An 11,203-nucleotide genomic window follows, 5' to 3' on the forward strand; every position below is an offset into this window, starting at 1 on the left:
AAAATTAGATGAAAATTTGAAAACTAATGAAAATATAAATAAAAGTGTTGAGGAAGTTATTGATTCAAAAGGAACTACTGGAGAAAATATAAAATTAGATGAAAATTTGAAAACTAATGAAAATATAAATAAAAGTGTTGAGGAATCTATAATTTCTAATGAAAAATACAATACTGAAAATATAAACACAATAAATAAAAACATAAATGAAAACTATGATTTTAAAAATGATAAATCAGAAAAAACAGTAAATCATACATTTGATGTTAATATTAATTCAGATTCAGAAGAATTAAATGTAATTTTAGATAAAAATGTAAAAAAAGTAGTAAATGAAACTATACAAGATTATGAAAGAAAAAAGATGTTAGATATAGGACTTACATAAAATAATGGGAGGTGATTAATAAATGCAAATATCTTTGAATGGTATAAAAATAGATTGGGTGAGTTTTGTTCCTAAGAATTTAGAAGGTAATGTAACTGAACACACTATTCAAGGTGGAGCTAAAAAAGATTTAACTTCTCATGTTCACATAAAAAATAGGACTATACCTTTAGATTGCATAATTGAAGATGGAGTTTTTACAAGAGATAAAGAACAGAGATTTGATAAATTATATGAAATGGCTGAAAATGCTGAAATAATAGAATTAAATTCTACTGGTTTTTCTGTTCTTAAAAGATTATTTGGAAGTAATAAATTTGATGAAGAATTTGCAATAATAAAAATTGAAGAAGATGAAAGAGGAGATAATTTCATCCAATTTACTATGATTCTAAAGGCTGTTAATTTTGCAACTTTAAAATTAGTAAAAACATCTATTCAACCAGATAAAAGTTTAAAAACAGCAGCAACAAAAAAGAAGAAAAAAATAATAGGACAAAAAGAATTGAAAGAAATGGGAGTTAAAAGACCAGATTACCCTAAGTAAAGGAGCTATTATATGATTTTAGACATTAAAAATACTGATATACCTTGTGATTATAAATTTAAAATAAAAGATAAAACATTTATTTTAACATTAAATTATAGAGGATATGACAATAGAATTGTTTGTGATTTATCAGATGAGTTTGGAGAAGAAATAGCAGTAGGGGAAAAAATGGTGTTTGGAGTACCTTTATTTTATTATCTATACAAAGATAATTTAAATAATTTTAATAAAGATATGCCAAGTGCTTATTTAATACCTACAACTATTGACGGAAAAGAAGTTGAATTAACTTTAGAAAATTTCTCTACAAAGGTATTTTTATTTGTAAAGGAAGTTGATTAAAATGTTATTTAAAAGAGATTGTGAATGTAGAATTAAAGATTATGTTTATACTACTGTTGATGACCCTGTTTATGGTAAAGGATTAACAATAGAGTGGGGATATGAAATAAGAAATTATGATGATCCTGGAAGATTAGAAGTTGAAATATATAATCCAGATGAAGAAATATTAACTAACATCCAGCAATTAGACCCGATAGTTTTTAGTTTCGGGTATGCTGGAGAATTAGAAGTATTCTTTAGTGGTTTTTTAGATAAATATGAGTTTAAAATTAAAGGTGTTGATAAAATACTTAAAATAAGTTGTATAGAGCAAGATTCTCTTATATTTAAAAGTTTTTCTGTTAGTTATAATGCAAATACTGGAGCAAAATATATTATAGAAGATATTGCTAAAAGGTCAGGATTAACAATAAAACAATTAGATCTAAAGCAAGATAAAAATTTTACTACTGGATATTGTATCTATGGTAAACCTTTGAACGAAATAAGAGATTTAGTAAAAGATTGTGGAAGTAAATTAAAAATAGAAGGAAAAGAACTATATGTCTATATAGATGATGTAAATAAAAATTTAGCTGTATTATTAGACTATGAAAGTGGATTATTAGAAGAACCACAAGTAGCAATAAGAGCTTTATATAAAAAGAATGGTAAAAAAAATGATAAAGAAACTTTATATACACATAAATTAAAAGCATTAGCTATTCCACTTATAAAGAAAAATTCAATAATAGTAATCAAAGGAGATAATATTGAATTAACTGGACAAGTAATTGAAATGGAAATAGATGATTATGAAGCGGAATATAAAGTTAGGAGAATGGATAAAAATGAATGAAGAAATAATGATGTATTTTTTAAGTAAAATAATGGTAACTATGCCAGTTGAAATAATTGAAGTAGATAACAATAATAATTTGTGCACTGTAAAACCTCTTATTTTCAACGAGTTAGAATTACCTCTTATAGTTAAGTGCCCTTTTATGCCGATAGGCTCTAAAACTAAAAATATAAAGTTTAAAGTGCAAAAAGGACAAAGATTTCAAGCTTTGTTTTCTCAATTAGATTTATCTAATTATATTTCAACTGGAGCAGTTGGACAAATTAACAGTACAAAACAATTCTCATTTACTAATTGCGTTATTTTACCGATATTAGCGCTAACAGAAACAGATGGAGTGAAAGTTCCTGAAATGGATTTTGAGATCACTGGAGATATTAAAATAAATGGAAATATAACTATGGAAGGAGATATAAAACTTAAAGGAAATATAACACAAGAAGGTGGAATAAATTCTACTGAAGATATTGTATCTGGTAAAATTTCTTTACAAAATCATACACATAAATATAATCCAGGAACTGGAAGCCCTACTCCTTCTCAGAAACCAGAATAAGAGGTGATTAAATGCAAGATTTATATATAGATAGTCAAGGTGGTTTTAATTTTGAAATAGCAACAGATAATAAAGCTCTAAGAAGTAGATTAGGAGTATTTTTATCTATTAGAGCAAGTAATGGATATGATGATGGAGAATTAGATTATGATATAAATCAAGGATTAGACTATGAATTTTTATTAGATGGAACTGTAAAAGATGAATTTAAAAGCACTTATATTTATAATCAAATTAAAAATTACTATAAAGAAGTAGAAGACGTAAAAAATATAAATATAATTTCTGATAAAAATAATAGAACATTAAATATAACTTTTGAATTTAAAAGTATATTTGATAACGATTATATAAAACAAGAGGTGAGTAATATTGTTTAAACTTAGAAGCTGGGAACAAATAGAAAATTTATTCGCAAATACTTTAATTGCACAATATCCAGAGTTGAAATTTACAACTGAATCAAATATGTATAAAGTATTGCTTCCTGTTATGGAGGAAGTTAAGAGAATAGAAGAAAGACAACAAAGTAATTTAGAAAAAAATAATTATTTAAAAGCTGAAGGTAATGATTTAGATATAATTTTACAAAACAGAAATTTTCCACGAAAAAAACAATCTAAAAGTAAAGGATTTTGGAAAACTACAAATAGTATTCCTAATACATCAGCATTAGCTGGAGAAGTTAAATTTGAAGATAATAAAGGAAATACTTTTGTTAATACTGAAAACTTTACAGTAGATGAAACAGGAACAGCTATAATACCAATAGAAGCTGAAAATTATGGTAAAGATAGCAATGTAAAAGCTAATACTATAAATAATATTAAAACTCCAATATCTGGGTTAATTTCAGGAACAAATGAAAAAGATACAGAAGGTGGAGCTGATAAAGAAACAGATGTAGAATATAGATTTAGATGGGAAACTACAAGAAATTCTGGATCATATTGGAATACTGATGGAATATATTCTGAAATAAATTTAGTTAATGGTGTTAAAAGCTGTAAAGTTTTAGAAAATGATAAAGATATTCCAGTAAGTGTAGGAGGTTTAGAAATGCCTTCTCGTTCTCGTAGATATTATGTTGATGGTGGAGCTGATATTGATATAGCAAATGCTATATTTAGGAAAACAGATAGAGCTATTGAAGAAACTGGAGGAGTTACAGTAACTATAAAAGATGTTCAAGGAACTGATAGAACTGTAATATTTTCAAGACCAACTTATGTTAATGTTAAATATAAAATAATACTAGATGGTTCTATATCTACTAATCAAGCTAATGCAATTATAGAAGAATATATTCAAAATTCTAGAATAAATGAAAATCTGACATCATTTGCAGTAGTTGAAAAAATAAGACATAGCATTGATGTTTCAGGAGTAACGAACTTGGAAGTACATTTTAGTAGAAATAATTCAACTTATTTTTCAAGTTTAAAAATGGATGTTTTTGAAAAGGCTGTGGTATAATATGGGAGGATCATTTGAAAGAATGTGGTCAAGATTACCAGATGTTTTAAAAAGTGATGATTTAAAAAAATTATATATAGCTTTAGGTAGTATATTTGATTTATTAGAAAAAGAACAAGAACCATATATATATACTGAGGTATTAGATAAATTATCTGGAGAAATGTTAGATAACTATGGTATTAGCTATGGAGTTAATAGAGGAAATTTAGTTGATGAAGGTTATAAAAATAAAATAAGAATAGAGGAAGCTAAAAACAACTTTATTCCAACTCTTAATCCATACATAGAATTAATAAAATTAGTTACTGGATATAGAGTAGAAGCAGTAGAAGGATGGAATTTAAATCCACCTCAAAAAGCTTTAATGAAATTATTTATAACTATTCCAGCTGGTTCAGATACAGATTTATTGTTTGATTTAGATAGTGTATATAGTTGTGGTGTAAAAACTATATGGGAAGTTAGCCAAGAGTCTTATATTCCTTATGAGCTTATTGGAGAGCATAATAAAACTGGTATTAGAAATATTAATAAAGATTATTTAAGGGTTATAGATGAAACTCTTAAAAATAGAGGTGATAATAATGGCAAATGGTAAATTAACAAATTTTAAGGATCTAAAAGTTGAATATCCAGAAAGATACAAAGTTATAAATGAAGATTTAACTGAAGAAACTAAAACAATAAGATTCCTTCCTGGTGTAACATATCAAGAAGGAACTCCAGAAACAGCAGAAAATTTTAATAATATACAAAGAAACTCTATTTATGAAGTTAATGGAACAAGAATTACAGAAGGACAAAATGAAATATATAATATTGTAATAGAAGGAAGTGAAGATTTTACATTTACAGATTTAAAATTATGTTTAGTTCCAAATGAAACTAATACAAAAAAAGGTCCTTTGATAAGATTTAATGGTAATACATATACAATAAAAAATGCACAAGATACAGTAAATATTGGAAGTCTAGTATCTAAAGAAAAAATATTTTTAAATCTTAATTTTACACAAAAAACAGCAGAAATTATTGGAGTATTAACTGGTGGAACTCATAGAACAATAAAACAACTAGATACAGATAATAGAGCTAATGCTGGAATACCTTATGACCCAGAGATTGAATATATACAAGATGTTGGAACTAAAAAAGCTAATTTCTATTATAAAGATAAAAATCAAGAAGGATTGTTCAAATGTAAAGAAAATTCTACAACGACTACTAATTTATCAAATATTTTTGAAAAGTTTGATAACAATGAGTTGTTAAATAGATTACGGAATTTAAGTATATTTAAAACGAATGTTCTTACTCCAGTATTAACAGCTTCTAGTGATCCCAATGCAAAAGTTGGAGATGTTTATTTAGCTGTTGCTACTTCTGGAGGTGAAAAAGAAATATTCGATTCAAAAATAATTATAATACCATTCAGTAGATTGATAACTTCGTGTAAAATGAATATATTCCAAGGAACTGTTAATGTAACTTATGATGGTACTATATGGCGATGGAATCGAGAAGGTACAGATGTAGAAGGAGAAATCAAGGTTTATAAGTTACATCTTTTTCTATAATTCTAGAAAATTATATTACATTAGTTCAACACAAATAGGGATTTGTACCATAGCTCCCCAACTAAATTTAGGAATATAATCCTCGGTTCTACACTTAATTATATTAGATGTTACATGAATATTTAATCCATTAGCCATATATTCAGACCCATATAGAATTTTAATGTTACTGGGTATTCTTATAATATCTCTATAATTGTTTGTTCCTGCTATACCTGTTTTTAGTCTAATATCTAAAAATGCAAATTTATTATTTACATTTAAATAAGCTTCGTAAACTAGATTACTATCTAAGACTTCACAATTAAAAACCGAATGAGTACCTAAATTCTGTAATCTATACCTAAAAAAATAAAAAAAATTAAAGGAGGTGATTAAAAATGTATCAAGAAAATGTAAAAATTTATGACGAATATTTAAAATCAAATAAAGCCAGAAATTATGAAACTTTCGAAACAACTTATAAGATGTACAAAAGTAGAATAAATGATTTTTTTAATTATTTAAAAGAAAATGAAAATGACATAATGATTATATCTGAAAAAATGATAAAGGATTGTGTTAATATTTTAGAAAGATACATTAGTGATTGCAGAGATAGAGGAAACAATAATCAAACTATTAATAATAAGATAACTGCTATTAGTAGTTTTTATATTTGGTGTGTGAAAAGAAATATAATAGAGTACCATCCTTTTCAAACTAAATTAGATAGATTAAAGAAAAGTGAACAAACCAAAAGGAGAGAGAGTTATTTTTTAAGCACTCAGGAGATTATAGAAGCCAAAGTAATGATGAAGTATGAAAACTTTAAAATGGATGAAAGATTAATGTGGGAATTATTTCTAGATTGTGGAGCTAGAATATCAGCTATACAATCAATAAAAGTTGGCCAAATAGATTTTAATAGTGGTATAATAAAAGGTGTAAAGGAAAAGTATGGGAAAATAGTAGATTTGATGTTTTTCGAGAATACATCAAAAATATTAAAAGATTATATTTATATGAATAATATAAAAAATGAAGATTATTTATTTTTCTCAAATAGAAATAAAAAAGCTCCAATGACACAATCAACTATAAGAGCTAAAATAAAAAAGATAGGATTGTTAATTGGTTATGATAAATTATATCCTCATACATTGCGTAAAACTGCTATAAATCTATTATATAATATGGGTGGTATAGAATTAGCAGCAGAGTATGCTAATCACAATGATTCTAAAACTACAAAGGATCACTATATAAAAAATAAAACTACTGAAGAAAATAGAGATTCTATACATAAATTAAAAAAATCATACGGATTATAAAAGGAGTGAAAACAATGTTAGAAAAAATTTATATTTATGATTCTAAAGATATAAATAAAGAACCAATAGAAATAAATGGTCATATAAAAAATTTTATGGAAAATCCTATCAGTTGGTATGATAAATGGAATAATACATTAATTGCAACTGATAGATTAATACCTTATCCATATTTAGATTCTAATGGAGAAATAAAAGAAAAATCTGAATCTATGAAAAAAATAGAAGGGATAATTCCTTTAACGGATGGAGAATACATTGAAGGTGGAATAATATATACAGTAGAACCACCAGACAATTTATTAAAAAGAGTTTGGAATAGTGAACTAAGAGAATGGCAAGAAGGAGCAACACAAGAAGATATTTCAAATGAAATAAGAAGATTAGAAGATAGATTTATAGAATTAAATGAACAAAGAGAAAAAAGAATTAAATATAATTTCGATACTAGCGAAATAGAAAAAGAAATTATAGAAATTGAACTTAGAATAGGTTGGGTATCAAAGATAGTTTTAATATAAAGGAGGCGTGTTTTTATGGAATTTTTAGTAGAACATAAAGAAGTCATACTCGTAGGGTTAGGGGTTATAATAGGATCATTTATACCAGTTGCTAAAACTCATTTAATGGGTAGGAAAGTTGGAGAAAAGATACCTAAAAAATTAGCAATAGCAATAGCTGACCATTTAGATGCCTTTGAAAAAGGGTTAAGACAACAAGATGTAAATGGAGATACTTCTATTATATCAAATGAACAATTATCAAAAGCAACAGAAAAATTAAAAATTGATGTGGGTTTAGAACAAAAATCAAAGGGCAAGGATTTGAAATAAAAATAGATCCTTTGAATTACAAGAAAAAATTAATAGAGTTAAGAGTCTATAAAAAGGCTCACTCTATTAAAGAATTATTTAAGTTTTGGTAAAAATGGAGGATTGATAACATGAAAATGTCAGAAAGAGGACTAGAATTAATAAAGCACTTTGAAGGATTAAAATTAGAAGCATATAAATGTCCATCTGGAGTATGGACAATAGGTTATGGAACTACAAAAGGTGTTACTTCTGGAATGAAAATTACTAAAGAAAAAGCTGAAGAACTTTTAAAATTAGATGTAGAGAAGTTTGAAAAATCTGTATTAAAACTTGTAAAAGTTGATTTAAACCAATCTCAATTTGATGCCTTAGTTAGTTTTGCATATAACTTAGGAGAAGGTAATTTGTCAAGCTCAACTCTTTTAAAGATGTTAAATAATAAAGACTACTATGGAGCTAGTCAAGAATTTATAAGATGGAATAGAGCAAATAAAAAAGTTCTTGCTGGCTTGACTAGAAGAAGAGAATCTGAAAGGAATTTATTTAATTGTTATCCAGTTTATTTAGTAAAATAATAACTACCTTTTACCCTGAGAAAGTAAAAAGGGGTGTTCTTATAAATATGACAAAATACATAAAAGAGATTATAGCAGCTTTAATTATTGCTACTATTACTGGAGCTTTTACAAAAATTAATTATTTAGAAAAAGAAGTATCTATATTAAAACAATCTTCAAATATTACAGTTACAGAAGTTTCATCTTTAAAAAATACTGAAAAAGACGTAACTTTATTAAAACAATTTTCAGAAAATGCAGCAACAGACATACAAATATTAAAAAAATCAAGAGAAAGTCTTTCTGACTATTATGTTACTAGGAGAGAATTTAACTCCATAATAGAAACACAAAATAAAAAAATAGATATGCTTAATGATAAAATAGAAAAATTAATAGATATATTAATGAGAAAATAAAAAATAATCAAAAGGGGTATAATACATGGTTCAAAAGAAGAAAAGAGTCGTTTTTTATGAAGAACCACAAGTATTGGATGAAATAGATAGAGCTATACAAAAGCTAAGTGAGAAAGAACATGAATTAATTTCATGTTCTTGTTTTATAAGAAGGTCCATTAAAAATTTTTTAAAAACATTAAAAGAAAGCAATGATGAAAAAATAGGCACTAAGTAGGCACTAAGTAGGCACTATATAGGCACTATATAGGCACTTTATTTTTATAAATAAATATTATATTATAATATTAAAAATGGGAGTGGTAAAAAGTGGAAGAAAATAAAATACTTTTTAAATGTAAACATTGTGATAATGATGATATGAAACATATGATTATAAAAACTGTGGTTCAAGCTAATCCAGAATATAGACCTTTTCCAAATAATGCTGGAGTTTCTCCTACATTAAATGTTGGATTACATATAGATTGTGCAAAGTGTAATAAAGATACTTTAGTAATTATAGATGAATTATATAAAAACAATACAGAGCTACCTCAAAATGTTCCTAATGAAGTTTTAGTTCATGTTAAATTTGAAAAGCCTATGTTTTCAGCGATAAAATATATTCTAACAGATGATATGACTTTAGATAAAGTTGTAGTTGATATAAATAATCAAAAAATATCTCTTATAACTCAAAAATTTGTTACAATAGGTTATAAAGAAATTACTGAAGAACAATATAAGGCACTTAAAAACAAAATGGTAGAAGAAGTAAAGACAGAAGTTAAAGAATCAGAAATAAAGCAAGATAATGAAGTTAAAATAGAAACAAACAACATTCGTAACGGAGGGAAAAGATGAATAAATTAGACTTCGATACAATAGCAAGAAATATGTTTGGAGCTAATGCTGATAAATACAAAGAATATGATGGGTATAAGGTTTATGAGTTTAAAGCTTATACTGAACCTGAAATGAACTTCCTAAAAGAAGCATTAAAAAGTATTTAATAGATTAGAGATAGGTTTTTCCTATCTCTTTTTTATTTTTTAAAAATATTTTAAAAACTATTTGCTTTTAATATATAATGATATATACTTTAATTATCAAGAGTTAGGAGGTTTATATGGAACTTATAAAAATAAAAAACGAAAAAGGTGTAAATCTAGTAAGTGCTAGAGAATTGCACAAGATTTTAGAGAGCAAACAAGATTTTACAACTTGGATAAAAAGCAGAATAGAAAAGTATGGGTTTGTGGAAGACGAAGATTTCACGTTCCATAAATTTATGGAGGGTAAAAATTGGAAGCATGACTACATCTTGAAGTTGGATATGGATGATGAAAGCGAGAAGTCGGGAAAGAAATTTCAGAATCCATTTTTGGATTGTCAACTTATACGAAACATAAATTATATACCAGTTGTAAAAAAAATATTGACATTTATAATTTTATAGTTTATACTAATATTAACTTAATAAACAAGGAGGATAATATGGAAGAAAGATATTTAGAGATTATGAAAGAAAAAAAAGAAATATCTTCTTTAGAGTTGGTTGAACAAATTAATTTCTTTAGAAGACAAGAGGGAAAAAAAACAGATTTACAACACAAAGATTTACTTAAAATTATAAGAAGTGAATTTGAAGAGGAAATAGATGAGGGAAAAATTTCCCCTATCTATTATACAGATTCACAAAACAGACAACAACCGATGTTTTTGCTTAGTTTATCTCAATCAAAACAAGTACTATTAAGAGAAAGTAAATTCGTTAGAAAAGGGATAATAAAATTCATAGACAGTATAGAGGAAAAAGTTTTAGAGCTAAAGCAAACTGAAAAGGTAGAAGTTAATTTCCAAGCCTTAAAACATATATCTGATTTAATGGGATATAACGACAATTCAAAGGCTATAATGTCGAACAAGTTAATTGATAGCTTAGGGCTTGAGCAATCTCTTAAAATAGAATATACAAAGTCTATAGGAGTTTTAAAGCCGTTGTCACAGTTGTTAAAAGAAAATAATATAGAATTATCAGCTATAAAAGTGAATAAAAAGCTTTTAGAACTTGGTATAATAGAAGAAAAAACTAGAAATTCTACAAAAGGAATTAAAAAATATAAATCTATAAAAAAATCTGAATATGGAGAAAATCAAGTCTCGCCTAGCAATCCAAAAGAAACACAACCTCTTTACTATGAAGATAAATTTCAGGAGTTAATGGAGTTGGTGAAATGTTAGATTCGTTCTTAGGGGTTAAATGCACCAAAGAGGAGAGGGATAAGATACAACACTTATCTTCTACCCTTAAAAAAGATAAAAGTGAAAGAGTAGCAGAGGTTATAATCAGAGCTTTGGAAAAGTTAAAGGAGGAAAGA

General features: G+C 26.1%; 20 protein-coding genes. 19 read left to right on the plus strand and 1 reads right to left on the minus strand.

Annotated features, from left to right (window positions below; translation table 11 throughout):
* From Q0W06_RS17960 to Q0W06_RS18000, 9 genes are all read left to right on the plus strand, one after another.
* A partial coding sequence (locus Q0W06_RS17960; RefSeq protein WP_297639056.1) for a hypothetical protein occupies positions 1 to 388 on the plus strand: 388 nt, incomplete at its 5' end.
* Positions 389 to 410: 22 nt separating this feature from the next.
* Complete coding sequence (locus Q0W06_RS17965; protein WP_297638563.1) at positions 411 to 935, plus strand: phage baseplate protein; 525 nt, start codon at positions 411 to 413, stop codon at positions 933 to 935.
* Positions 936 to 947: 12 nt separating this feature from the next.
* Complete coding sequence (locus Q0W06_RS17970; protein WP_297638565.1) at positions 948 to 1,280, plus strand: hypothetical protein; 333 nt, start codon at positions 948 to 950, stop codon at positions 1,278 to 1,280.
* Position 1,281: 1 nt separating this feature from the next.
* Entirely contained in the window at positions 1,282 to 2,121 is an 840-nt protein-coding gene (locus Q0W06_RS17975) for a hypothetical protein (protein ID WP_297638567.1), read from the plus strand.
* Positions 2,114 to 2,680: a hypothetical protein gene (locus Q0W06_RS17980; RefSeq protein WP_297638569.1), complete on the plus strand. Its 567-nt coding sequence runs from the start codon at positions 2,114 to 2,116 to the stop codon at positions 2,678 to 2,680. The genes Q0W06_RS17975 and Q0W06_RS17980 overlap by 8 nt, the downstream gene beginning before the upstream one ends.
* An 11-nt stretch (positions 2,681 to 2,691) precedes the next feature.
* On the plus strand, positions 2,692 to 3,060 hold the full coding sequence (locus Q0W06_RS17985; protein ID WP_297638571.1) for a hypothetical protein: 369 nt from the start codon (positions 2,692 to 2,694) through the stop codon (positions 3,058 to 3,060).
* On the plus strand, positions 3,053 to 4,156 hold the full coding sequence (locus Q0W06_RS17990) for a baseplate J/gp47 family protein (RefSeq protein WP_297638573.1): 1,104 nt from the start codon (positions 3,053 to 3,055) through the stop codon (positions 4,154 to 4,156). Before Q0W06_RS17985 ends, Q0W06_RS17990 begins: the two co-directional genes overlap by 8 nt.
* 22 nt (positions 4,157 to 4,178) lie before the next feature.
* Positions 4,179 to 4,757 carry a hypothetical protein gene (locus tag Q0W06_RS17995; RefSeq protein ID WP_297638576.1) on the plus strand — a complete coding sequence of 193 codons (579 nt, stop codon included), beginning with the start codon at positions 4,179 to 4,181 and terminating at the stop codon, positions 4,755 to 4,757.
* Entirely contained in the window at positions 4,744 to 5,736 is a 993-nt protein-coding gene (locus Q0W06_RS18000) for a hypothetical protein (protein WP_297638578.1), read from the plus strand. Before Q0W06_RS17995 ends, Q0W06_RS18000 begins: the two co-directional genes overlap by 14 nt.
* A 15-nt stretch (positions 5,737 to 5,751) precedes the next feature.
* On the opposite strand, the gene Q0W06_RS18005 is transcribed toward Q0W06_RS18000, so the two are convergent.
* Positions 5,752 to 5,874, minus strand: coding sequence for a hypothetical protein (locus Q0W06_RS18005; RefSeq protein WP_297638580.1), 123 nt, complete (start codon positions 5,872 to 5,874; stop codon positions 5,752 to 5,754).
* A gap of 242 nt (positions 5,875 to 6,116) precedes the next feature.
* On the opposite strand from Q0W06_RS18005, the gene Q0W06_RS18010 reads away from it, so the two are divergent.
* The 10 genes from Q0W06_RS18010 (at position 6,117) to Q0W06_RS18055 (ending at position 11,066) form a co-directional block, all read left to right on the plus strand.
* The gene (locus Q0W06_RS18010; RefSeq protein ID WP_297638583.1) at positions 6,117 to 7,049 is read left to right on the plus strand and encodes a site-specific integrase; all 933 of its coding nucleotides are present in this window, start codon (positions 6,117 to 6,119) and stop codon (positions 7,047 to 7,049) included.
* Between the two features lie 14 nt (positions 7,050 to 7,063).
* A complete protein-coding gene (locus tag Q0W06_RS18015) occupies positions 7,064 to 7,570 on the plus strand; it encodes a hypothetical protein (protein WP_297638585.1) in 507 nt (168 codons plus the stop codon).
* 15 nt (positions 7,571 to 7,585) lie between these two features.
* Positions 7,586 to 7,882 carry a hypothetical protein gene (locus Q0W06_RS18020; protein ID WP_297638587.1) on the plus strand — a complete coding sequence of 99 codons (297 nt, stop codon included), beginning with the start codon at positions 7,586 to 7,588 and terminating at the stop codon, positions 7,880 to 7,882.
* A gap of 110 nt (positions 7,883 to 7,992) precedes the next feature.
* Positions 7,993 to 8,439: a lysozyme gene (locus Q0W06_RS18025; protein ID WP_297638589.1), complete on the plus strand. Its 447-nt coding sequence runs from the start codon at positions 7,993 to 7,995 to the stop codon at positions 8,437 to 8,439.
* A 47-nt stretch (positions 8,440 to 8,486) separates the two neighbouring features.
* Complete coding sequence (locus Q0W06_RS18030) at positions 8,487 to 8,840, plus strand: hypothetical protein (RefSeq protein ID WP_297638591.1); 354 nt, start codon at positions 8,487 to 8,489, stop codon at positions 8,838 to 8,840.
* Between the two features lie 25 nt (positions 8,841 to 8,865).
* On the plus strand, positions 8,866 to 9,057 hold the full coding sequence (locus Q0W06_RS18035) for a hypothetical protein (RefSeq protein WP_297638593.1): 192 nt from the start codon (positions 8,866 to 8,868) through the stop codon (positions 9,055 to 9,057).
* A 92-nt stretch (positions 9,058 to 9,149) separates the two neighbouring features.
* Positions 9,150 to 9,686: a hypothetical protein gene (locus tag Q0W06_RS18040; RefSeq protein WP_297638595.1), complete on the plus strand. Its 537-nt coding sequence runs from the start codon at positions 9,150 to 9,152 to the stop codon at positions 9,684 to 9,686.
* Positions 9,683 to 9,835, plus strand: coding sequence for a hypothetical protein (locus Q0W06_RS18045; protein ID WP_297638598.1), 153 nt, complete (start codon positions 9,683 to 9,685; stop codon positions 9,833 to 9,835). Before Q0W06_RS18040 ends, Q0W06_RS18045 begins: the two co-directional genes overlap by 4 nt.
* A gap of 116 nt (positions 9,836 to 9,951) precedes the next feature.
* A complete protein-coding gene (locus Q0W06_RS18050; RefSeq protein WP_297639059.1) occupies positions 9,952 to 10,281 on the plus strand; it encodes an antA/AntB antirepressor family protein in 330 nt (109 codons plus the stop codon).
* A gap of 38 nt (positions 10,282 to 10,319) precedes the next feature.
* The gene (locus Q0W06_RS18055) at positions 10,320 to 11,066 is read left to right on the plus strand and encodes a hypothetical protein (protein WP_297639061.1); all 747 of its coding nucleotides are present in this window, start codon (positions 10,320 to 10,322) and stop codon (positions 11,064 to 11,066) included.
* The last annotated feature ends 137 nt before the right edge of the window (positions 11,067 to 11,203 follow it).

This window comes from uncultured Clostridium sp. (assembly GCF_947072515.1).
Classification (GTDB): domain Bacteria; phylum Bacillota; class Clostridia; order Clostridiales; family Clostridiaceae; genus Clostridium.

Coding starts and splice junctions, on each gene's coding strand:
- Q0W06_RS18035 (WP_297638593.1), top strand. CDS start 8,866: ATGGTTCAAAAGAAGAAAAGAGTCGTTTTTTATGAAGAACCACAAGTA.
- Q0W06_RS17985 (WP_297638571.1), top strand. CDS start 2,692: ATGCAAGATTTATATATAGATAGTCAAGGTGGTTTTAATTTTGAAATA.
- Q0W06_RS17975 (WP_297638567.1), top strand. CDS start 1,282: ATGTTATTTAAAAGAGATTGTGAATGTAGAATTAAAGATTATGTTTAT.
- Q0W06_RS18020 (WP_297638587.1), top strand. CDS start 7,586: ATGGAATTTTTAGTAGAACATAAAGAAGTCATACTCGTAGGGTTAGGG.
- Q0W06_RS18055 (WP_297639061.1), top strand. CDS start 10,320: ATGGAAGAAAGATATTTAGAGATTATGAAAGAAAAAAAAGAAATATCT.
- Q0W06_RS18010 (WP_297638583.1), top strand. CDS start 6,117: ATGTATCAAGAAAATGTAAAAATTTATGACGAATATTTAAAATCAAAT.
- Q0W06_RS17970 (WP_297638565.1), top strand. CDS start 948: ATGATTTTAGACATTAAAAATACTGATATACCTTGTGATTATAAATTT.
- Q0W06_RS18025 (WP_297638589.1), top strand. CDS start 7,993: ATGAAAATGTCAGAAAGAGGACTAGAATTAATAAAGCACTTTGAAGGA.
- Q0W06_RS17995 (WP_297638576.1), top strand. CDS start 4,179: ATGTGGTCAAGATTACCAGATGTTTTAAAAAGTGATGATTTAAAAAAA.
- Q0W06_RS17980 (WP_297638569.1), top strand. CDS start 2,114: ATGAATGAAGAAATAATGATGTATTTTTTAAGTAAAATAATGGTAACT.
- Q0W06_RS18015 (WP_297638585.1), top strand. CDS start 7,064: ATGTTAGAAAAAATTTATATTTATGATTCTAAAGATATAAATAAAGAA.
- Q0W06_RS18050 (WP_297639059.1), top strand. CDS start 9,952: ATGGAACTTATAAAAATAAAAAACGAAAAAGGTGTAAATCTAGTAAGT.
- Q0W06_RS17965 (WP_297638563.1), top strand. CDS start 411: ATGCAAATATCTTTGAATGGTATAAAAATAGATTGGGTGAGTTTTGTT.
- Q0W06_RS18045 (WP_297638598.1), top strand. CDS start 9,683: ATGAATAAATTAGACTTCGATACAATAGCAAGAAATATGTTTGGAGCT.
- Q0W06_RS18000 (WP_297638578.1), top strand. CDS start 4,744: ATGGCAAATGGTAAATTAACAAATTTTAAGGATCTAAAAGTTGAATAT.
- Q0W06_RS18030 (WP_297638591.1), top strand. CDS start 8,487: ATGACAAAATACATAAAAGAGATTATAGCAGCTTTAATTATTGCTACT.
- Q0W06_RS18005 (WP_297638580.1), bottom strand. CDS start 5,874: ATGGCTAATGGATTAAATATTCATGTAACATCTAATATAATTAAGTGT.